16 protein-coding genes, 1 tRNA gene and 1 pseudogene are annotated in these 20476 nt (G+C 66.6%); all 18 read right to left on the bottom strand.

The features are described 5' to 3' along the window. Positions 1-3 precede the first annotated feature (3 nt). On the bottom strand, positions 4-2211 hold the full coding sequence (locus AB7E83_RS24980) for an ATP-binding protein (protein ID WP_428573663.1): 2208 nt from the start codon (positions 2209-2211) through the stop codon (positions 4-6). A gap of 70 nt (positions 2212-2281) precedes the next feature. Then, positions 2282-2887 (bottom strand): DUF4390 domain-containing protein, encoded by a 606-nt coding sequence (locus tag AB7E83_RS24975; protein WP_428573639.1) that lies wholly within the window; start codon positions 2885-2887, stop codon positions 2282-2284. After that, positions 2877-4193: a 16S rRNA (cytosine(967)-C(5))-methyltransferase RsmB gene (rsmB, locus tag AB7E83_RS24970; protein ID WP_428573637.1), complete on the bottom strand. Its 1317-nt coding sequence runs from the start codon at positions 4191-4193 to the stop codon at positions 2877-2879. The genes AB7E83_RS24975 and rsmB overlap by 11 nt, the downstream gene beginning before the upstream one ends. Before the next feature lie 48 nt (positions 4194-4241). Next, on the bottom strand, positions 4242-5516 hold the full coding sequence (locus tag AB7E83_RS24965; protein WP_428573635.1) for an FCSD flavin-binding domain-containing protein: 1275 nt from the start codon (positions 5514-5516) through the stop codon (positions 4242-4244). Positions 5517-5527: 11 nt separating this feature from the next. Beyond that, complete coding sequence (locus tag AB7E83_RS24960) at positions 5528-5851, bottom strand: c-type cytochrome (RefSeq protein ID WP_428573633.1); 324 nt, start codon at positions 5849-5851, stop codon at positions 5528-5530. Positions 5852-5927: 76 nt separating this feature from the next. Beyond that, positions 5928-6488 (bottom strand): LemA family protein, encoded by a 561-nt coding sequence (locus tag AB7E83_RS24955; RefSeq protein ID WP_428573631.1) that lies wholly within the window; start codon positions 6486-6488, stop codon positions 5928-5930. A gap of 169 nt (positions 6489-6657) precedes the next feature. Further along, positions 6658-7719, bottom strand: coding sequence for a PDDEXK nuclease domain-containing protein (locus AB7E83_RS24950; RefSeq protein WP_428573629.1), 1062 nt, complete (start codon positions 7717-7719; stop codon positions 6658-6660). Further along, entirely contained in the window at positions 7716-7871 is a 156-nt protein-coding gene (locus AB7E83_RS24945) for a hypothetical protein (protein WP_428573627.1), read from the bottom strand. The genes AB7E83_RS24950 and AB7E83_RS24945 overlap by 4 nt, the downstream gene beginning before the upstream one ends. Before the next feature lie 161 nt (positions 7872-8032). Beyond that, entirely contained in the window at positions 8033-12265 is a 4233-nt protein-coding gene (gene rpoC, locus AB7E83_RS24940; protein ID WP_428573625.1) for a DNA-directed RNA polymerase subunit beta', read from the bottom strand. Positions 12266-12283: 18 nt separating this feature from the next. After that, positions 12284-16396, bottom strand: a complete 4113-nt coding sequence (rpoB, locus tag AB7E83_RS24935; RefSeq protein WP_428573623.1) for a DNA-directed RNA polymerase subunit beta — start codon at positions 16394-16396, stop codon at positions 12284-12286. Positions 16397-16651: 255 nt separating this feature from the next. Next, the gene (rplL, locus tag AB7E83_RS24930) at positions 16652-17032 is read right to left on the bottom strand and encodes a 50S ribosomal protein L7/L12 (protein WP_428573621.1); all 381 of its coding nucleotides are present in this window, start codon (positions 17030-17032) and stop codon (positions 16652-16654) included. A 48-nt stretch (positions 17033-17080) separates the two neighbouring features. Next, positions 17081-17599: a 50S ribosomal protein L10 gene (gene rplJ / locus AB7E83_RS24925; protein WP_428573619.1), complete on the bottom strand. Its 519-nt coding sequence runs from the start codon at positions 17597-17599 to the stop codon at positions 17081-17083. Positions 17600-17836: 237 nt separating this feature from the next. Next, positions 17837-18550, bottom strand: coding sequence for a 50S ribosomal protein L1 (gene rplA, locus AB7E83_RS24920; RefSeq protein ID WP_428573617.1), 714 nt, complete (start codon positions 18548-18550; stop codon positions 17837-17839). Next, complete coding sequence (gene rplK / locus AB7E83_RS24915; RefSeq protein ID WP_428573615.1) at positions 18551-18982, bottom strand: 50S ribosomal protein L11; 432 nt, start codon at positions 18980-18982, stop codon at positions 18551-18553. It abuts the gene before it with no gap. An 86-nt stretch (positions 18983-19068) separates the two neighbouring features. Then, the gene (nusG, locus tag AB7E83_RS24910; protein ID WP_428573613.1) at positions 19069-19677 is read right to left on the bottom strand and encodes a transcription termination/antitermination protein NusG; all 609 of its coding nucleotides are present in this window, start codon (positions 19675-19677) and stop codon (positions 19069-19071) included. Continuing rightward, positions 19677-20060 (bottom strand): preprotein translocase subunit SecE, encoded by a 384-nt coding sequence (gene secE / locus AB7E83_RS24905; protein ID WP_428573611.1) that lies wholly within the window; start codon positions 20058-20060, stop codon positions 19677-19679. Before secE ends, nusG begins: the two co-directional genes overlap by 1 nt. A gap of 74 nt (positions 20061-20134) precedes the next feature. Continuing rightward, positions 20135-20210 (bottom strand) — tRNA-Trp (locus AB7E83_RS24900). A 6-nt stretch (positions 20211-20216) separates the two neighbouring features. Next, positions 20217-20476 (bottom strand): annotated as a pseudogene (gene tuf, locus AB7E83_RS24895) (elongation factor Tu); the annotation flags it as partial.

The following is a 20476-nucleotide window of genomic DNA, read 5'->3' as shown; positions in this document are numbered from 1 at the left end:
TTGTTAACCTGCAACTGCGAATGATAACGACACTTGGGCGCCCACGATGACGCCGCCGTCTTCCCGATTCTTCAGGTCGACGCGCGCCGCGTGCTCGTCCGCGATTTTTTTCACGACGGCGAGGCCCAGGCCCGTGCCTTTCAATTTCGTCGTGACGTAGGGCTCGAACGCCCGCTTCAGGATGTGCGGCGGGAAGCCCGGCCCCGTGTCCTGCACCAGCAGGCGCACGCGCTTCGACGTCGCGTTCAGCTTCGTCTTGATCGTCACTTCGCGCCGCTCGCACCCCTCGGTCGCGTCCTGCGCGTTCTGCAGCAGGTTGTGGATCACCTGCCGCAGCTGCTGCGGGTCGCCGAGGATGGGCGGGCATGCCGCGTCGAGCTCGGCCACCACGGGCACGTGCGCGGCGCCGCGCTCCGCATCGCCCTCGCGGGTGTAGAGGTGCAGCACGTCGGTCACCAGCGCGTTCAGGTCCACCGCCTTCAGTTCCGCCGCGGGCAGCCGCGCGTAGTCGCGGAACTCGTTGACGAGGCGCTTCATCGCATCGACCTGGTCGACGATGGTGTGGACGGACTTGCCGAGCAGCGCCTGGTCGGCGCCGGTCAGCTTGCCCGAGAGCTTCATTTCGAGCCGCTCGGCCGACAGCTGGATGGGCGTGAGCGGATTCTTGATCTCGTGCGCGAGCCGCCGCGCGACCTCGCCCCACGCCTGCGCGCGCTGCGCGGAGACGATCTCGGAGATGTCGTCGAAGACGAGCAGGCGCGAGCGACCCGGCATCATCTCCGCGCCCCGGGCCACGAGCGTGACGATGTTCGCCTGCGAGCCGGGCGAGGCGGTGTTGAGCTCGAACGATTGCTGCCAGTGGTCCACGCCCGAGTGCTGCCGGCGCTCATTCATGAATTCGTCGAACTGCTGCTGCACCGCCGCGCCGAAGGTCTCGAGCCCGTCGACGGACGACAGCAGGTCGCCCTCGTGCGCGGCCAGCGGCGCCCGCAGGATGCGCGTGGCACCGGGGTTGGTGAGCTGCACGCGGCCTTCGCCGTCGAGCACGATGACGCCGGCGGTGAGGTTGTCCAGGATGGTCTGCAGGTTGGCGCGCGCGGCGCTCACCTGGTCCATGCTTTTCTCGACCGCGGCCCGCGCGTCGGCGAGCTGTTGCGTCATCTCGGCGAACGATCGCGTCAGCCCCCCCAGCTCGTCCTTGCCCTGCAGCACGGGCTTGGGCGAGAGGTCGCCGGCCGCCACTTCGCGCACGCCGGCGGCGAGCAGCAGCAAGGGCCGCGCGAGCTGGTTGCCGAGAATCACGGCCAGCAGGATCGCGCCGAACACGGCCAGGAACAGGCTCAGGGTCAAGGTGCCGATGTACATGCGCCGCAGGCCCTCGCGGCCCAGCGCGCGCTCCTGGTATTCGCGGTTCGCCTCCTGCACGGCCACCGCGTTCGCAACGAGCCCCTGCGGCAGGGGCTGCGTGGCCTGCAGGTAGCGCGTCTCGGCCAGCAGCCCGATGCTCGGCTGCGGCACGAGCGCAAGCGCGCGGATGCGCGCCTGGCTGGCCGCCCCGCCGGTGGACGGTTCGTCGAGCCCTTCGATCGTGGCGGTCGCGCGCTGCGTGCGCGTGTTGCGCAACTGCTGCGGGGATGGCCGCTCGGCCACGAGCTGGTAACGCGACTGGCCCGCGCTCGCGATCATCTGGCCCGAGCCGTTCCACAGCACGACGTCGGTGGCCGAGAGTTGCTCGCGCAACCGCTCGAGCACGAGGCCGGCGGAGGCATCGGGCGTTTCGGCCAGCTGGCTCGCGGCCGCGCGCGTCTGCTTCGAGAAGTCGGTGGTGAGCGTGTCGAAGGTCGTGCGGCCCAGGCTCAGGCCCGCGTCGAGCGCGCCTTCGACCTTCACGTCGAACCAGCTTTCGATGGAGCGCGAGACGAACTGGTACGACACGACGTAGATGAGCAGTCCGGGAATGAGGCCGACGAGCGCGAAGATGGCCGCGAGCTTCACGAGCAGCCGGCTGCCGAACTTCTTGCGCCGCAGGCGCGACGCCAGTCGGAAGCACACCCACACCAGCACCGCGAGCAGGATCGCGGCCACGACCACGTTGACGATGAAAAGCCGGCCGTAGTTCTGCTCGTACAACTCGCGGTTGTTGGTGGCCTGCGTGAGCAGGAACATGAGCACGATGCCGATGGCAACGATGATCGCCGCGCCGACGCCCATCGCCCAGCGCAGCGCACGCGAGGTCTGGAAGAGCGAGCGCGGCGGCGGCAGGGTCGTCACGTCGTCGACCTCAGCGCGCGGCTTCGGTGGGCAGGCGAACGCTGCGTGCCACCGAGATCTGCCACTCCGACTGGCCCACCGCGCCGATCTGGAACGGCCGCGGCAGTTGCGATACGTCGAGCCGGAAGCGGAACTGCACGAGGTGCTTGCTGTCCGGGTCGACGTCGGTGGATTCCGCGATCTTCCAGTTGGAAATGCGCTGCATCGCCGCCACCGCTTCCTCGCGCGTGTCGAAGTTCTGGCCGAGCGACAGGCCGGACGATCCGATGGGCGCGGCCGACACCTGCAGCCGCCAGCGCCGCGTGAGCGGCTGGTAGGACAGCCGGAAGTGACGCACGGTCTGCGCGACCTGGCGGTCGTACCAGTACCAGCGCTCGCGCTGCAGCGCGGCCCCGGCCACGAAGAACATCGGGATGCCCTTGGCGAGCGCATCCTCGATCACCGTGGGAAGGTCGAAGCGCAGCGTGGCCGACAGAACCACGCCCTCGTCGGTGCGCTCCGCGCGCAACATCGTCACGTCGGCCAGCTCGGCGCGCACGGGGCCGGCGACGGCCGCGACGGCGCAGGCCAGGATGAGCAGGGCGAAGCGCACCCACGCGGCGAGCCTAGGCCGCACGCTTGCGAAGCACCGCGTAATGGAAACCGTCGTGGTCACCGTCCAGATTGTCCCCAAGCGGCTCGCCCTTGCCTGCGCCTTGCGGCAGCAAATGGCCGGGCGAGGCCTCCAAATGAGCCTCTTTGTTGTGCGCAACAAACGTTGCGATGCGGGCTTCGCCCTCGGCCCGGAACACCGAGCACGTGCAATAGACGAGCACTCCGCCCGGCCGCAGCAAGGGCCACAGCGCCCCGAGCAGCCGGTCCTGCTGCACTGCCAGGCGCTGGATGTCCGCTTCGCGGCGCAGCCATCGCACGTCCGGATGACGACGCACGATACCCGATGCCGTGCAGGGCGCGTCGAGCAGGATGGCGTCGAACGGGCGGCCGTCCCACCAATTCGACGGCTCGGCCGCGTCGGCGCAGCGAACCCCGGCATGGAGGTCCAGTCGCTTCAGTGTGTCCCCGATGCGCTCGCAGCGCGTCGGGTCGACGTCGAGCGCGAGCAGGTCGGCGTCGATGAGTTCGAGGATGTGCGCCGTCTTGCCGCCGGGGGCGGCGCACGCATCGAGGACGCGGGGGCTCGGCGTGTCCCCGAGGCTTTTCGCCAGCAGCGACGCGGCGAGCTGCGCACCGGCATCCTGCACGGACACGAGTCCCTCCTTGAAGCCGGGGATGGCTTCGACGTGACGCGCCTGCGCGAGCACGAGGCCGTGTTCGTCCACGGGCTCGGACGCGATGCCTTCCGCGGCGAACGCCGCCTGCACCGCTTCGCGCGTTGCCCGCCTCGCGTTCACGCGCAGGGTCATGGGCGCGCTCACGTTGTTGTTGGTCAGGATCGCCTGCCACTTCGACGGATGGTCCTGCTTCGTCCGCTCGATCCACCAGCGCGGATGGTTCCACACGGCGACGGGGTCCTTGTCGGTCTCGGTGACGAATTGCTCGCGCTCGCGCAGCAGGCGCCGCAGGCAGGCATTGATGAAGTTCGCCTGCGCCTTCGTCGCGGGGTCGCGCTTCGCGGCTTCGACGGCCTGGTCGACGAGCGTGAAGGGCTCATAGGGCGCTGCGTTCGCATCCCACGCGAGGCCGATGGCCGTCAACAGCAGCGCATCGGCGGGCGGCGGCGGCGGGCGGTTCGCGAGCTTCTTGCGGATCGCTTCGGCGCGGCCCATCTGCCGCAGCGCGTGGAACGAGAGCGCCTGCGCCCCGGCGCGCAGGTCCGGATACACGCGCGCGACGGCGGGCGTGGCCGATTCGCCCGCTCGCACGGCCATCAGGACGGAAGCGGCAGCCTGAAGCTGCCGCCAAAGGGGAACCGCGGGCGTCATGCCGCGATTGTGTCAGCCCGATGGGCCGTCATTCCCGCGAAGGCGCGCTTAGGTCAGCGCGTCCGCCCAGATGTTGCGCGCCCAGTTCCACGCATACGCACCTTCGAGCTCCGTCGGCCCCGGGCTCAGTCCGCCCGAGCCGGCGACGGTCTTGAAGGTCTTTTCGGCCGCCACATACTGATGCACGCTCGCCACATGCACGACGTTCTTGTCGTCGACGTAGCTGTAGCAGGTGTTGGTGAGCATCGGCGCGGCGTTCGCCTCCCAGCCCGACAGTCGCGCGACGATGGCCGCCGCGGCAACCTTGGCGTGGTTGTTCGCCATGTGACCGCTCTTGGGCATGCCCGGCGCGATCTGGATCGAATCGCCGATGACGTGGACGTCCTTCGCCGCGGTGGATTCGAAGGTGAGGTAGTCGACGCCGCACCAGCGGTTGTTGGCGAGGTTCGCCAGGCCCGTCTGCACGGCGATCGCGCCGGCGCGCATCGGCGGCAGCGCATTCAGGACGTTCGCCTTCATGTCCTCGTGGATCTCGAACTTCGCCGTGTTCGTGCGCGCATCGACCGCGGTGAGCTTGTGCTGGCCGCGGAATTCGACGATGCCGCGGTACTGCTCGGCCCACACCTTCTTGAAGAGCGCGCCCTTCGACGTGACGTCGGGGTTCGCGTCGAGGATGAGCACCTTGCTGCGCGGCTTCGCCTTCTTGAAGTACCACGCGACCTGGCAGGCGCGCTCGTAGGGTCCGGGTGGGCAGCGGTAGGGTTGCTCCGGCACCGTCAGCACGTACGTGCCGCCGTCGGGCATCGCCTCGAGCTGGCGCCGCAGCGTCACCGTTTCCGCGCCGGCCTTCCACGCCTGCACGATCTGGCCCGATTGCTGCGCTGCCTGCAGGCCGTCGACCGCGCCGAACATCAGGTCGACGCCGGGCGACACCACGAGCTTGTCGTAGCCGATGGTCGCGCCGCCCGCGAGCGTGACGACCTTGCGCGACGTGTCGATGGATCGCGCCGAGTCGCGCACCACGGTCACGCCGTGGTTGCGCGCGAGGCCCGTGTACGGCGTGGTGATGTCGGCCATCTGCCGGCTGCCGCCGATGACGAGGTTGGAGATCGGACAGGAAACGAAGGCCTCGTTGGGCTCGATCAGCACCACGTCGATCTTGTGGTCCGACAGCAGGCGCACGTACTTCGCCGCCGTCGCGCCGCCGTAGCCGCCGCCGACGACGACCACGCGCGCCTTCGCCGGGATCGACGTCGTCGCGCAGGAAGCCAGTCCCAGCAGCGAGAGCGCCGCCGACGATTGAAGGAAGGAACGTCTTTGCATGATGGCGGGCCTCACTTCTTCTGAGCCGCGAAGTACGCGGCGATCTGCGCGAGCTGCGCCTCGCTGTAGCCCTTGGCGATCTGGTGCATGATCGTCGCCGGCCGCGTGCCGTCGCGAAAGGCCTTCATCGAAGCCAGCATCGCATCGCGCGGCATGCCGGCGAGCCCCGGCACCGTGGATCCGCTGACCGGCTGCCCCTGCGTGCCGTGGCAGTTCGCGCAAGTCGCGGCGAGCGATCGCACGTTCAGGTCCTGCGGCGTCTGCGCGCCTGCCGGGCCGGCCACCCACAGTGCCCCCGCCGCGACGGCTGCCGCGGCGATCCTTTTCCACGCCATGTTCTCTCCTCGTTGTCGGTGGAGCGCACTATAGGGCTCGGCCGTCCGCAAGTCCAAAGACGACTTGGAAATGAGGTTATGGCCGGGCGCGCAGTCCGCGCGTGGCCGCGAACCCGAAGATCCAAGCGAGCACGAGCGCGGGGAACTGCGCGATGGCATCGTTGTACCGGGCGACGGCGCGATTGAAATTCTCCGTGGCGGCCTGCGTCGCCTGCGCCAGGTGCGCGCGCTGCTGCATCACGGTCTCGGGCAGCCGCGCGCCCGCCAGGTCGTGCGCGTCGTCGCGCAGCGCACGGTCCCATGCCATGTCCAGGATTTCGTGCGCCGCGCCGAGCGCCGCGATGCGCTCGGGATCGAGGGGCTTTTGCCGCGCGGCTGCGAGCGAGGCGGCGAACTGCGACGCGGCGCTCTGCAGCCCGGTCCAGAACGCGCTGCCGCCGTCGAACTGAGAGTCCGTCAGATCCTCCGGCGCCGGCGCCATGGCCAGCACCAGCGCCACCTGCCGCGAGAGCTCTGCGTCCAGCGCGGCAAAGCCCGCGTTCACGTCCGAACGCAGGCGCACGAGGCGGTTGTAGGCGCCCACGGCCCAGAAGACGAGGATGGCCAGGGCCGTCCAGAACAGCAGCGATGAGGTCATGAACAGCGTCCAGACGCAAAGAGCCTTCGGCGCACATGCCGTGTTCGGCCAGCCACGCCTCGTTGACGCAACAGGTCCACTACGCGCGTATTCCGGTCGCGCAGCGCGGGGATCTCATGCTTCCCACTGCTCAAGGTGCCCCGCACATCTTCCTCCACCTCCCAACCCATCAGTCGCCCTCCATGGCGGACCCGTTCGGCATCCGACCCAGCTCCTCCTCGATCTGTTCGATGCTCGGCAGGTTGGTCTGCAGCGTTTCCGGCAGCGACTCCCGCAACCTGTATTCCGCGACCCCCATGGGTTGCGTGTTGTCACGGAGGGCATACTCGGCCACGACCTTGTTCCTGCTCTTGCACAGAAGCAGGCCGAGGGTGGGGCCATCGTCCGGGCGTTTGAGCTGCAAGTCGACCGCAGTGAGGCAGAAGCCCAGCTGACCGAGGTGTTCCGGCTTGAACTTTCCGCCCTTGAGCTCGATTACGACGTAGCAGCGCAGCTGGAGGTGATAGAAGAGCAGGTCGATGAAGAAGTCGTCGCCTCCCACGTTCAGCAGCACCTGGCGGCCGACGTAGGCGAATCCGGCGCCCAACTCCAGCAGAAACTGGGTGACGTGGCGCACCAGGACACCTTCGACCTCGCGCTCCTGCGCTTCCTCGGCCAAGCCCAGGAAATCGAGGCGGTAGGGGTCCTTCAGGGATTCCCGCGCCAGGTCGGACTGCGGCGGCGGTAGCCGCAGCACGAAGTTGGTCAAGGCGCGCCCCGTGCGCTGCCGCAGGTTCGTCTCGATCTGCATCTCGAGCACGTTGCGCGACCAGTTGTGCTCGACGGCCCGTGCAAGGTACCAGTCGCGCTCCTCGCGCGACTTGAGCTTATCGATCAGGGTGCAGAGATGAAACCAGGGCAATCGTGCAGCAGCCTGCTGCACGAATTCGTGTTCGGGCCAGGCTTGCGCGAAGGCACGCATGTATTTGAGGTTGCGCGACGAAAACCCCTTCATGTCCGGGAACGCGCTGCGCAGGTCGTGCGCCAGCCGGTCGATCACCTTGGCGCCCCAGCCTTCGCGCGCCTGACGCTCCAGGATGTCGCGGCCGATCTGCCAGTACAGCCCCACCAGCTCCCGGTTCACCGCAAGCGCCGCGCGTTGCTGCGCGCCATGAATGCGCGACTTCAACTCGGCGAGCCAGTCAGCGTAGCCGGTGGGGGCAGGCGTGAGGGAGGTCGGGCGGTCGGTCATGGAACCGCGTCCAAGAGAGATTGGCGCAGACGCGGCCGGTGAGGAGGTCGTCCACCGATGTACTCCTCGAATTCGGAGGCATCCATCTTGCCGCGCAGAATAACGGCGGCCTTGAACAGGTGGCGTTCGAGCTGGGAGAGCGTAAGAGGCATGAGCCTGCGGATTCCTTCTGCGGGCGGTCCGGTCGGGTGTCTGGCCCGGAATGGTAGATCACCCGGTGGCAGCCGGTCCGCCACGTACGGCACCGCACCGCCAAAAAGAAAAGGGCGCCACCCTCGCAGGTGGCGCCCTACCTTACAGGTAGAGGCAGCGCTTACTCGGCCGAGGTCGAACCCTCTGCGTCACCAGCGGCACCCGCCGAGGCTTCCATGGCCACCGCCAGGTCGGCGGCTTCGGCGTCGGCGATGGCGCGGCGCTCGGCGTCGTCCATGGCGTCCTTCGCCTTGCGCGCCACGTGGTACGCCATGCCGGTGCCCGCGGGGATCAGGCGGCCGACGATGACGTTCTCCTTCAGGCCGCGCAGCTCGTCGCGCTTGCCCATGATCGCCGCCTCGGTCAGCACGCGCGTCGTTTCCTGGAAGGAAGCGGCGGAGATGAACGAGTCGGTCGACAGGGACGCCTTCGTGATGCCCAGCAGCAGGTTGCTGTACGTCGCGGGAATCTTGCTCTCGCCGCGCAGCCGGTCGTTGGTGTCGAGGATCTCCGAACGCTCGACCTGCTCGCCGCCGATGTAGTCGCTCTCGCCCGGGTTTTCGACGACCACGCGACGCAGCATCTGGCGAACGATCACCTCGATGTGCTTGTCGTTGATCTTCACGCCCTGGAGGCGGTAGACGTCCTGCACCTCGTCGACGATGTAGCGCGCGAGCTCCTCGGCGCCCAGCAGGCGCAGGATGTCCTGCGGATCGGCCGGGCCGTCGACCACGGATTCGCCCTTGTTCACCACCTGGCCTTCGTGCACGAGGATGTTCTTTTCCTTCGGCACGAGTTCCTCGTGGATGCCGCCTTCGGGGTCGGTGATCTGCAGGCGGATCTTGCCCTTGGTCTCCTTGCCGAACGACACGGTGCCCGTCATCTCGGCGAGCACGCCCTTGTCCTTGGGCGAACGCGCTTCGAAGAGCTCGGCCACGCGCGGCAGGCCGCCCGTGATGTCGCGCGTCTTCTGGCCTTCGACCGGAATGCGCGCCAGCACTTCGCCGGGTCCCACGTCCTGGCCGTCGCGCACCTGGACGAGCGAGCCGACCTGGAAGGCAATCGTCACCGAGTGGTCGGTGCCGGGGATCTTGACCTCGTTGCCCTGCGCGTCGATCAGCTTCACCTGCGGACGAACCACCTTGGCGGAGCCGCGGCGCTTCGGGTCGATCACGACCAGGGTCGACAGGCCGGTGACTTCGTCGACCTGCTTGGCGACCGTGAGGCCTTCCTCGACGTTCTCGAACTTGATCGTGCCGGCGAACTCCGTGATGATGGGTCGCGTGAGCGGGTCCCAGTTGCCCAGGATCGTGCCGGCCTTGATCTGCTGGTCGGCCTTCACCGCCAGGATCGCGCCGTACGGCACCTTGTGGCGCTCGCGCTCGCGGCCGTGCTCGTCGTGGATGACGATCTCGCCCGAGCGCGCGATCACGACCAGCTCGCCCTTGCCGTTGGTCACGTAGCGCATCGTGCTGTTGAAGCCGACGACGCCCGATGACTTGGCATCGACGCTCGACGCCACCGCCGCGCGCGAGGCCGCGCCGCCGATGTGGAACGTGCGCATCGTCAGCTGCGTGCCGGGCTCGCCGATCGACTGCGCGGCGATCACGCCGACCGCTTCGCCGACGTTGACCATGCCGCCGCGGCCGAGGTCGCGGCCATAGCACTTGGCGCACAGGCCGAAGCGCGTGGCGCAGTTCAGGGCCGTGCGGACCTTCACTTCGTCCACCGCCGCGGCTTCGAGCACGTCGATCGCGTCTTCGTCGAGCATCGTGCCCGCCTTGACGACGGTCTCGCGCGTCTCGGGGTGCAGCGCGTCCTCGGCCGCGACGCGGCCCAGGATCCGGTCGCGCAGCGATTCGATGACTTCGCCGCCCTCCACGATGGCGCGCATGAGCGCGCCGTCGGAGGTGCCGCAGTCTTCCTCGGTCACCACGAGATCCTGCGTCACGTCGACCAGGCGGCGCGTGAGGTAGCCCGAGTTCGCGGTCTTCAGCGCCGTGTCCGCGAGGCCCTTGCGGGCGCCGTGGGTGGAGATGAAGTACTGCAGCACGTTCAGGCCTTCGCGGAAGTTGGCCGTGATGGGCGTCTCGATGATCGAGCCGTCCGGCTTGGCCATCAGGCCCCGCATGCCCGCCAGCTGGCGGATCTGCGCGGCGGAACCGCGGGCGCCGGAGTCGGCCATCATGTAGATGGAGTTGAACGACTCCTGGTCCACTTCCTTGCCGTGGCGGTCGATGACCTTCTCTTTCGCGAGCTGGGCCATCATGACCTTCGACACTTCGTCGCCGGCCTTGCCCCAGATGTCCACCACCTTGTTGTAGCGCTCGCCGGCCGTGACGAGACCCGAGCTGTACTGCTGCTCGATCTCCTTCACTTCCTTCTCGGAGCGCTCGATGATGTTGTGCTTCTCCTTCGGCACGAGCATGTCGTCGACCGCGATGGAGATGCCGGCCTTGGTGGCGAGGCGGAAGCCGTTTTGCAGCAGCTTGTCCGCGAACACCACGGTTTCCTTCAGGCCGCACTTGCGGAAGGACACGTTGATCAGGCGCGAGATTTCCTTCTTCTTCAGCGCCTTGTTCATGTTGCTGAACGGCAGGCCCTTCGGCAGGATCTCGGACAGCAGCGCGCGGCCGACCGTCGTGTCGACGAGCGAACGCGTGGGCTCGAACTCGCCCGTGTCCTTGTTGCGGCTCCACTCGACCAGGCGCACCGACACCTTGCTGGTGATCTCGACGTGGCCGAGGTCCAGGGCGCGCTGCACTTCGGCGACGTCGGCGAAGATCATGCCCTCGCCCTTGCCGTTGATGCGCTCGCGGGTCGTGTAGTACAGGCCCAGCACGACGTCCTGCGACGGCACGATGGAGGGCTCGCCCGAGGCCGGGAACAGCACGTTGTTGGAGGCCAGCATCAGCGTGCGGGCTTCCATCTGCGCTTCCACCGACAGCGGCACGTGGACGGCCATCTGGTCGCCGTCGAAGTCGGCGTTGAACGCCGCGCAAACCAGCGGGTGCAGCTGGATCGCCTTGCCTTCGATCAGGATCGGCTCGAAGGCCTGGATGCCCAGGCGGTGCAGCGTCGGAGCGCGGTTCAGCAGAACCGGGTGCTCCTTGATCACCTCTTCGAGGATGTCCCACACCACCGGCGTGCCGGATTCGACTTCCTTCTTCGCGGCCTTGATCGTGGTCGCGATGCCCATGGCTTCCAGGCGCGAGAAGATGAAGGGCTTGAAGAGCTCGAGCGCCATCAGCTTCGGCAGGCCGCACTGGTGCAGCTTGAGCGTCGGGCCCACGGTGATGACCGAGCGGCCCGAGTAGTCGACGCGCTTGCCCAGCAGGTTCTGGCGGAAGCGGCCGCTCTTGCCCTTGATCATGTCGGCCAGCGACTTCAGGGCGCGCTTGTTGGCGCCCGTCATCGCCTTGCCGCGGCGACCGTTGTCCAGCAGCGAATCCACAGCCTCCTGCAGCATCCGCTTCTCGTTGCGCGCGATGATCTCGGGCGCCTTGAGTTCGAGCAGGCGCTTCAGGCGCGAGTTGCGGTTGATGACGCGGCGATACAGGTCGTTCAGGTCGGAGGTGGCGAAGCGGCCGCCGTCCAGCGGCACCAGCGGACGCAGGTCCGGCGGCAGCACGGGCAGCACTTCCATCACCATCCAGTTGGGCTTCATGCCCGACTTCTTGAAGGCCTCGAGGACCTTCAGGCGCTTCGCGTTCTTCTTGACCTTGACTTCGGAGCCGGTCAGGTCGCCGCGCAGCTTTTCGATCTCGATGTCGAGGTCGATGCCTTCGAGCAGGTCCTTGATGCCTTCGGCGCCCATCTTGGCGACGTACTCGTCACCGTATTCCTTGCGCTTCGCGTCGTAGTCGTCCTCGGACATGATGCTGAACTTCTTCAGCGGGGTCATGCCGGGGTCGGTCACCACGTACGCTTCGAAGTACAGCACGCGCTCGATGTCGCGCAGCGTCATGTCGAGCACGAGGCCCAGGCGCGACGGCAGCGACTTCAGGAACCAGATGTGCGCGCAGGGCGCGGCCAGGTCGATGTGGCCCATGCGCTCGCGGCGCACCTTGGTCTGGGTCACTTCGACGCCGCACTTCTCGCAGATCACGCCGCGGTGCTTCAGGCGCTTGTACTTGCCGCACAGGCACTCGTAGTCCTTGATGGGGCCGAAGATCTTGGCGCAGAAGAGGCCATCGCGCTCCGGCTTGAACGTGCGGTAGTTGATGGTCTCCGGCTTCTTCACTTCGCCGAAGGACCACGAGCGGATCTTCTCGGGCGAGGCGATGCCGATGCGGATGGCATCGAAATGCTCGTCCGGCGTGAACTGCTTGAACAGGTCGAGTAGGGATTTCATGTAACTCTGTCCTTCCTTTTACGAGCGCTCGAGTTCGATGTCGATTCCGAGCGACCGGATTTCCTTGACCAGCACGTTGAACGACTCGGGCATGCCCGCATCGATCGCGTGTTCGCCCTTGACGATGGACTCGTACACCTTGGTGCGGCCCTGCACGTCGTCGGACTTCACGGTCAGCATTTCCTGCAGCGTGTAGGAAGCGCCGTAGGCTTCGAGCGCCCACACTTCCATCTCGCCGAAACGCTGGCCGCCGAATTGCGCCTTGCCGCCCAGCGGCTGCTGCGTGACCAGCGAGTACGGGCCGGTCGAGCGGGCGTGCATCTTGTCGTCCACCAGGTGGTGCAGCTTCAGCACGTGCATGTAGCCGACGGTGACGGGACGCTCGAACTGATCGCCCGTTCGGCCGTCGCACAGCATCGCCTGCGTCCGCGTGGCCGTGAGGCCCTTGACCTTGGCGACGTCCTCGGGGAAGGCGAGCTTCAGCATGCCGCGGATTTCCTCTTCCGAGGCGCCGTCGAACACCGGCGTCGCGAAGGGCAGACCCTTGGAGAGCTGGCCGGCCATCTCGACCACGTCCTCGTCGGACAACTCGCCCAGCGCTTCCTTCTTGCCGGACTTGTTGTACAGCTCTTCCATGAACTTGCGCAGCTCGGCCGCCTTCGCTTCCTGCTGCAGCATGGCGCCGATGCGGTTGCCGATGCCCTTGGCGGCCCAGCCCAGGTGGACTTCGAGCACCTGCCCCACGTTCATGCGCGAAGGCACGCCCAGCGGGTTGAGCACGATGTCGCACGGCGTGCCGTCGGCCATGTAGGGCATGTCCTCGACCGGAACGATCTTGGACACGACGCCCTTGTTGCCGTGGCGGCCGGCCATCTTGTCGCCGGGCTGCAGGCGGCGCTTGACGGCCAGGTAGACCTTGACCATCTTCAGCACGCCCGCCGGCAGCTCGTCGCCCTGCGTGAGCTTCTTGCGCTTCTCTTCGAACGCGAGATCGAAGCTGTGGCGCGTCTGCTCGAGCGAGTTCTTGATCGACTCGAGCTGCGAGGCGATGTCCTCTTCGGCCGGGCGGATGTCGAACCAGTGGTACTTCTCGACGGAGTCGAGATACGCCTTGTCGATCTTGTCGCCCTTGCCGAGCTTGTTGGGGCCGCCATTGGCCGTGCGGCCGTTCAGCAGCTTGCCCATGCGGTCGAAGGCGTCGGCCTCGACGATGCGCAGCTGGTCGTTCAGGTCGAGGCGGAAGCGCTTCAGTTCATCGTCGATGATCTGCTGCGCGCGCTTGTCGCGCTGGATGCCTTCGCGCGTGAACACCTGGACGTCGATGACCGTGCCCTGCGAGCCCTGGTCGACGCGCAGCGAGGTGTCCTTCACGTCGGACGCCTTCTCGCCGAAGATCGCGCGCAGCAGCTTCTCTTCCGGCGTCAGCGTGGTCTCGCCCTTCGGCGTGACCTTGCCCACCAGCACGTCGCCCGGCTGCACTTCGGCGCCGACATAGATGATCCCGGACTCGTCGAGGCGATTGAGCTGCTGCTCCGACAGGTTGGGAATGTCGCGCGTGATTTCCTCCGGCCCCAGCTTCGTGTCGCGGGCCATCACCACCAGTTCCTCGATGTGGATCGAGGTGTAGCGGTCGTCGGCGACGACGCGCTCGCTGATGAGGATCGAGTCCTCGAAGTTGTAGCCGTTCCAGGGCATGAACGCGACCAGCATGTTCTGCCCGAGCGCGAGCTCGCCGAGGTCGGTCGACGCACCGTCGGCCACCACGTCGCCCTTGGCGATCTTGTCGCCGCGCTTGACGATGGGGCGCTGGTGGATGTTCGTGTTCTGGTTCGAACGCTGGTACTTGATCAGGTTGTAGATGTCGACGCCGACCTCGCCCGCCTGCGCCTCGGCATCGTTCACGCGGACCACGATGCGCGTGGCGTCGACATAGTCGACGACGCCGCCGCGCGTGGCCGTGACCACCGTGCCCGAGTCGACCGCGGAGACGCGTTCGATGCCCGTGCCGACGAAGGCCTTCTCGGGACGCAGCACCGGCACCGCCTGGCGCTGCATGTTGGCGCCCATCAGCGCGCGGTTCGCGTCGTCGTGCTCGAGGAAGGGCACGAGCGATGCGGCCACCGACACGATCTGCGCGGGCGACACGTCCATGTACTGGATGCGCTCGGCGCCGACGAGGATCGATTCGCCGGCTTCGCGCGCGGACACCAGCTCGTCGGTGAGTTTGCCGTCGGCGTCGAGCACGGCGTTGGCCTGCGCGATGACGTACTTGCCTTCCTCGATGGCCGACAGGTAGTCGATCTGCATCGTCACCTTGCCGTCGCGGACCTGGCGGTACGGCGTTTCGATGAAGCCGTATTCGTTCAGGCGCGCGTACAGGGCGAGCGAGTTGATCAGGCCGATGTTCGGGCCTTCCGGCGTCTCGATCGGGCACACGCGGCCGTAGTGGGTGACGTGAACGTCGCGCACCTCGAAGCCGGCGCGCTCGCGCGTGAGACCGCCCGGGCCGAGGGCCGAGACGCGGCGCTTGTGCGTGATCTCGGACAGCGGGTTGGTCTGGTCCATGAACTGCGACAGCTGCGACGCGCCGAAGAACTCCTTGAGCGCCGCGGAAATCGGCTTGGAGTTGATCAGGTCGTGCGGCATCAGCGGCTCTTGCTCGGCCTGGCCGAGGCGCTCCTTCACGGCCTTCTCGATGCGCGCGAGGCCCGTGCGGTACTGGTTCTCGGCGAGTTCGCCGACGCAACGCACGCGGCGGTTGCCCAGGTGGTCGATGTCGTCCACTTCGCCGCGGCCGTTGCGCAGGTCGACGAGGATCTTCACGACCGACAGGATGTCGTCGTTGGTCAGCACCATCGGGCCGTCCGCGGTGTCGCGGCCGACCTTGGCGTTGAACTTCATGCGGCCGACGCGCGACAGGTCGTACGTGTCCGGGTTGTAGAAGAGGCGCTGGAAGAGCGCCTGCACCGCGTCTTCGGTCGGCGGCTCGCCGGGGCGCATCATGCGGTAGATGGCCACGCGTGCCGCGAACTCGTCGACCGTCTCGTCGATGCGCAGCGTCTGCGACATGTACGGGCCCTGGTCGAGCTCGTTGGTGTAGATCGCCTGGATGTCCTGGATGTTCGCCGAACGCAGCTTCTTCAGCAGCGACTCGGTCAGCTCGTCGTTCGCCTTCGCGATGATCTCGCCCGTGTCGGGGTCGATGATGTTGCGGGCGACGACGCGGCCGACGAGGTAGTCTTCCGGCACGCTGATGTGCGTGGTGCCCGACTGCTCGAGCTCGCGGGTGTGGCGCGCGGTGACGCGCTTGTCCTTGGCGACGACGACCTTGCCCGACTTGTCGGTGATGTCGAAGCGCGCGACCTCGCCGCGGATGCGCTCGGAGACGAACTCCATCTGCGCGCCCGTGTCCATGAGGCGGAAGTTGTCGTTGACGAAGAAGTTCGCGAGGATGGTTTCCGGCGTGAGGCCGATGGCCTTCAGCAGGATCGTCACGGGCATCTTGCGGCGGCGGTCGACGCGGAAGTACAGCACGTCCTTCGGGTCGAACTCGAAGTCGAGCCACGAGCCGCGGTAGGGAATGATGCGCGCGGAAAACAGCAGTTTGCCCGAGCTGTGGGTCTTGCCCTTGTCGTGCTCGAAGAACACGCCCGGCGAGCGGTGCAGCTGCGAGACGATCACGCGCTCGGTGCCGTTGATGATGAACGAGCCCTTGTCGGTCATGAGCGGCACTTCGCCCATGTAGACCTCCTGCTCCTTCACTTCCTTCACCACCTTCGAGCCGGGGGTCGAGGACTCGCGGTCGTAGATGATGAGCTGCACGCGCGCGCGCACGGCGGACGCGAAGGTCAGGCCGCGCGTCTGGCACTCGCGCACGTCGAACGCGGGCTTGGCGAGGTTGTATTCGATGAACTTCATCTCCACGAAGCCGTTGTGGGAGACGATGGGGAAGGCCGCGTCGAATGCCGCCTGCAGGCCTTCGATGGTGCGTTTCTGCGGTGGCGCGTCGGCTTGCAGGAAGGCCGTGTACGCATCCTTCTGCATCTGCAGCAGGTAGGGGACTTCGAGCACGCTGTCGCGTTTGCCGAAGCTCTTGCGGATGCGCTTGCGTTCGGTATAAGAGTAGGCCATGAGATCTCCGGGCTAGTGAATCTCTAGAGCAGATTCGTCGACTGGCGCGCCCCGGGCGAGGGCAGGCTTGGCGGGTTGGCCACTACCAACCTTGGCGGACGGCCGCGCATTGCACGCGGCCCGAACCAAGCGGTCTTCTGCAGTCGGGTCAGAAGACACTCGGCAGCGCCTCCACGAGGGGCTGTCGGGTGTGCTCTGTAAGCACGAAAGGCTGGAGGCCCCGAAGGGACGCTCCAGCCTTGGACCGAGATCGAGTTACTTCAGCTCGACCTTGGCGCCGGCATCTTCCAGCTTCTTCTTGGCGGCTTCGGCGTCGGCCTTGTTCATGCCTTCCTTGACGGCCTTCGGTGCGCCGTCGACCAGGTCCTTGGCTTCCTTGAGGCCCAGGCCGGTGATTTCGCGGACGGCCTTGATGACGCCGACCTTCTGCGCGCCGGCTTCCAGCAGCTGCACCGTGAACTCGGTCTTCTCTTCCGCTGCGGGGGCGGCGGCGCCGCCACCACCGGCGCCGGCCGGCGCGGCCATCGCCGCGGCGGACACGCCGAACTTCTCTTCAATGGCCTTCACCAGGTCATTGAGTTCCATGACGGACATGCTGTCCAGCGCCGTCAGGAATGCGTCTTTGTCGAATGCCATTTTGATCTTTCCGAAATAGGTTGGTGGGGAGTGGGGCTGCTGCCTGGCTCAGGCGGCAGCCGCTGCCGGCTCGGCCGCCGGCTCTTCTTTCTTCTTCGCCAGCGCGCTCAGCACCACGGCCGTGCGCGAGATGGGCGACATCAACAGGCCGCAAAGCTGGGCCAGCAGAACATCCTTCGACGGAATGTTCGCGAGCTGCTTCACGCCGGCAACGTCCAGCGACTTGCCGCCGTAGACTCCGCCGCGGATGACGAGCTTGTCGTTCGTCTTCGCGAAATCGGCCACCACCTTCGCGGCGGCCACGGGGTCCACGGAGAAGCCGTAGATCAGCGGACCGGTCATCTGGTCGCCCGCCACTTCGAATGCGCTTCCGGCCACAGCACGGCGAGCCAGGGTGTTCTTCAGAACACTCAGGGTCACGCCCTTGCTGCGCGCGTCGGTGCGCAGTTTCGTCATGTCGGCGACCGTGATGCCGCGGTACTCCGCCATCACCAGCGTTTGAGCTTTGGCGGCGAGTGCGGTCACATCGCTGACGACCGCTTCTTTCTCACTGCGATTCAGACTCAAGGTCTACTCCTTCATATTGCGCTCCGGGGTTTCCCCCTCGGCGCGCCCTTGGATTGAAGCGACCAACCGTTTCGGAGAATCTCTCGTTTCTCTTTCGCGGCGGGATCGCCATCTGCGTTGGCTTTCCGTCTTCCGATTAAGGGGCCCCTGCCCCGCCAACGGTCTTGGATGGCCCGCGCCGGTTGCCCGGCACGGCCCACCACACCGGCGAGCTCATTGCGGAGCCCGCCAATTTCGTCACGCGCCTTGCGCCGTGCTCGCGTTCAGTGTCTGCAGGTCGACGCGGACACCCAGGCCCATCGTCGAGGAGACCGCGACCTTGCGCAGGTACACGCCCTTGCTCGACGCCGGCTTGGCCTTGTTCAGCGCTTCGATCAGTGCGACCAGGTTGCCCTGCAGCTTGTCGGCCGCGAACGAGCGGCGGCCCAGCGTCGCATGGATGATGCCGGCCTTGTCGGCGCGGAACTGCACCTGGCCCGCCTTGGCGTTCTTGACCGCCGTGGCGACGTCCGGCGTGACCGTGCCGACCTTCGGGTTCGGCATCAGGCCGCGCGGACCCAGGACCTGGCCCAGCTGGCCGACCACGCGCATCGCGTCCGGCGCGGCGATGACCACGTCAAAGGGCATGTCGCCGGCCTTGACGCGGGCGGCCAGGTCGTCCATGCCGACGATGTCGGCGCCGGCGGCCTTGGCTTCCTCGGCCTTGGCGCCCTGGGCGAACACGGCGACGCGCTTCGTCTTGCCGGTGCCATTGGGCAGCACGACAGCGCCGCGCACGACCTGGTCGGACTTCTTCGGGTCGATGCCCAGCTGCACGGCCACGTCGATGGACTCATCGAACTTGGCGGTAGCGGCTTCCATCACGATGCCGAGGGCATCGGTCAGCGGGTACAGCTTGGTGCTGTCGACCTTGCCCTCGAGGGCCTTCTGCTTCTTGGTCAACTTCGGCATTTAGACGCCCTCCACCGTGATGCCCATCGAGCGCGCCGAGCCCGCGAGGGTGCGGATGGCGGCGTCGACGTCGGCAGCGTTCATGTCCTTGAGCTTGGTCTTGGCGATCTCTTCGAGCTGGGCGCGCGTGATCTTGCCGACCTTGTCCTTCAGCGGGTTCGCCGAACCCTTGTCGAGCTTCACGGCCTTCTTGATCAGGACGGTCGCGGGCGGCGTCTTGATGATGAAGGTGAAGCTCTTGTCCGCGAACGCGGTGATGACCACCGGCAGCGGCAGGCCCGGCTCGACGCCCTGGGTCTGGGCGTTGAACGCCTTGCAGAACTCCATGATGTTCAGGCCGCGCTGGCCCAGCGCGGGACCGATCGGGGGACTGGGGTTGGCCTTGCCAGCTGGCACTTGCAGCTTGATGAAGCCGACGATTTTCTTCGCCATTGCTTGCTTTCCTTGCGGGTACGAACGCCTTGCGGCTCCCCGGGGGTGACAGAACCCCCGGACCTTGCGGCCCGAGGGGAACAGGCTCAGGTCTTCTCGACCTGAGAGAACTCGAGCTCGACCGGCGTGGCACGACCGAAGATCGTGACCGACACGCGGACCTTGCTCTTTTCGTAATTGACTTCCTCGACCGTGCCGTTGAAGTCGGTGAACGGGCCGTCCTTGACGCGCACGTATTCGCCCACCACGAACTCGACCTTGTGGCGGGGCTTCTCGGTGCCCTCTTCCATCTGGCCGAGGATCTTGGCGACCTCGTCTTCGGAAATCGGGGCCGGGCGATTCTTGGCGCCGCCCACGAAACCCGTCACCTTGTTGGTGTGCTTCACCAGGTGCCAGGTGTCGTCGTTCATGATCATCTGGACCAGGACGTAGCCGGGGTAGAAGCGGCGCTGCGACGTCTTCTTCTGGCCGTTCTTGATCTCGACCACTTCCTCGGTCGGCACCATGATCTCGCCGAACATGTCCTGCATGCCCGCGCGCATGATGCGCTCGCGAATGTTGCGCTCGACCGCCTTCTCCATGCCGGAGTACGCATGCACCACGTACCAGCGCAGGTCGGGGTTGACCGGCTTGGCCGGCGCGGCCTCCACGCCTTCCGCGGCTTGCTCGGGGATGCTGTTGTCGGTTTCGCTCATCACTTCTTCCAGCCCAGGATCAGGTCGTAGAACACCCACTCCAGGGTCTTGTCGGTCAGCCACAGGAACAGCGCCATGATCACCACGAAGCCGAACACGTAGGCCGTCATCTGGATGGATTCCTTGCGCGTCGGCCAGACGACCTTGCGGGTCTCCTTCCAGGCGTCGCGACCGAAGGCCACGAACTCCTTGCCGGGCTCGGAAGTGATGAACACCACCACGGCCGCGGCCATGCCCACGATCAGGGCGGCCCACTGCGCGATCTGGCCCTGCTTCGACAGCAGATAGAACGCCGCGATCGCGCCGAACACGAGCGCGACGGCAACGGCCATCTTGGCCTTGTCGGCGCCCGTGCTGACGGTTTCAACTTGAGAGGTGGCCATGCTTGATCGCGGTTCCTTGAAGACGCTGAAGCCCGACACTCGGTCGGGCTCGTTTCGGTCAGGTGCCACTCAGGTGGCAGGGGCAGTAGGAATCGAACCTACAACCTTCGGTTTTGGAGACCGACGCTCTGCCAATTGAGCTATACCCCTATCGAATTACTCCATGATCTTGGCAACGACGCCCGAACCCACGGTCTTGCCACCTTCACGGATGGCGAAACGCAGGCCTTCTTCCATGGCGATCGGGGCAATCAGCTTGACCGTGATCGACACGTTGTCGCCGGGCATGACCATTTCCTTGTCCTTCGGCAGCTCGATCGAGCCGGTCACGTCGGTCGTGCGGAAGTAGAACTGCGGGCGGTAGTTGTTGAAGAACGGCGTGTGGCGGCCGCCCTCGTCCTTGCTCAGCACGTAGA

Origin of the sequence: Ramlibacter sp. (genome assembly GCF_050250995.1) — a bacterium.
In the GTDB taxonomy this organism is placed as follows: Bacteria; Pseudomonadota; Gammaproteobacteria; order Burkholderiales; family Burkholderiaceae_C; genus Ramlibacter.
Note: the sequence above shows the minus strand (reverse complement) of the source record. Positions and strands in the feature narration are given on the sequence as shown.

Excerpts from the sequence above, each read along its gene's own strand:
- AB7E83_RS24980 (WP_428573663.1), bottom strand. The coding sequence starts at position 2,211 with ATGGGCGTCGGCGCGGCGATCATCGTTGCCATCGGCATCGTGCTCATG.
- rsmB (WP_428573637.1), bottom strand. The coding sequence starts at position 4,193 with ATGACGCCCGCGGTTCCCCTTTGGCGGCAGCTTCAGGCTGCCGCTTCC.
- AB7E83_RS24965 (WP_428573635.1), bottom strand. The coding sequence starts at position 5,516 with ATGCAAAGACGTTCCTTCCTTCAATCGTCGGCGGCGCTCTCGCTGCTG.
- AB7E83_RS24960 (WP_428573633.1), bottom strand. The coding sequence starts at position 5,851 with ATGGCGTGGAAAAGGATCGCCGCGGCAGCCGTCGCGGCGGGGGCACTG.
- AB7E83_RS24955 (WP_428573631.1), bottom strand. The coding sequence starts at position 6,488 with ATGACCTCATCGCTGCTGTTCTGGACGGCCCTGGCCATCCTCGTCTTC.
- AB7E83_RS24950 (WP_428573629.1), bottom strand. The coding sequence starts at position 7,719 with ATGACCGACCGCCCGACCTCCCTCACGCCTGCCCCCACCGGCTACGCT.
- AB7E83_RS24945 (WP_428573627.1), bottom strand. The coding sequence starts at position 7,871 with ATGCCTCTTACGCTCTCCCAGCTCGAACGCCACCTGTTCAAGGCCGCC.
- rpoC (WP_428573625.1), bottom strand. The coding sequence starts at position 12,265 with ATGAAATCCCTACTCGACCTGTTCAAGCAGTTCACGCCGGACGAGCAT.
- rpoB (WP_428573623.1), bottom strand. The coding sequence starts at position 16,396 with ATGGCCTACTCTTATACCGAACGCAAGCGCATCCGCAAGAGCTTCGGC.
- rplL (WP_428573621.1), bottom strand. The coding sequence starts at position 17,032 with ATGGCATTCGACAAAGACGCATTCCTGACGGCGCTGGACAGCATGTCC.
- rplA (WP_428573617.1), bottom strand. The coding sequence starts at position 18,550 with ATGCCGAAGTTGACCAAGAAGCAGAAGGCCCTCGAGGGCAAGGTCGAC.
- rplK (WP_428573615.1), bottom strand. The coding sequence starts at position 18,982 with ATGGCGAAGAAAATCGTCGGCTTCATCAAGCTGCAAGTGCCAGCTGGC.
- nusG (WP_428573613.1), bottom strand. The coding sequence starts at position 19,677 with ATGAGCGAAACCGACAACAGCATCCCCGAGCAAGCCGCGGAAGGCGTG.
- secE (WP_428573611.1), bottom strand. The coding sequence starts at position 20,060 with ATGGCCACCTCTCAAGTTGAAACCGTCAGCACGGGCGCCGACAAGGCC.